Origin of the sequence: Staphylococcus sp. EG-SA-15 (genome assembly GCF_017151895.1) — a bacterium.
Taxonomy (GTDB): domain Bacteria; phylum Bacillota; class Bacilli; order Staphylococcales; family Staphylococcaceae; genus Staphylococcus; species Staphylococcus aureus.
Genome location: NZ_JACVZN010000117.1, coordinates 1 through 251 on the forward strand (window position 1 = coordinate 1; position 251 = coordinate 251).

The window sequence follows — 251 nt, forward strand, 5'->3', positions numbered from 1 at the left end:
TTAATAAAGGTATTCGCCGTTCATTTCAATGTCTATTATGCACACAACAAACATGTCGATTTATTATCGTTGGCGTTTTAGCAAACTTTGCTATGTATGGCATGCTAACTGCATTATCACCACTTGCAATCGTGGCAAATATATATACTGATTTAACATATGATTTATCATTAAAGCGTCCCCATAAAGGCGCGCTTAATATCGAAGCCGTCCAAAATGCGGACTGTAAAAATCCAATCACACTACGGTCA

Annotated in this window: 1 pseudogene; it reads right to left on the bottom strand. The window is 37.1% G+C overall.

Going from position 1 to position 251, the window contains the following annotated elements:
* Positions 1-106: 106 nt before the first annotated feature.
* Positions 107-251, bottom strand: a pseudogene (locus IDG64_RS15660) (MFS transporter); the annotation flags it as partial.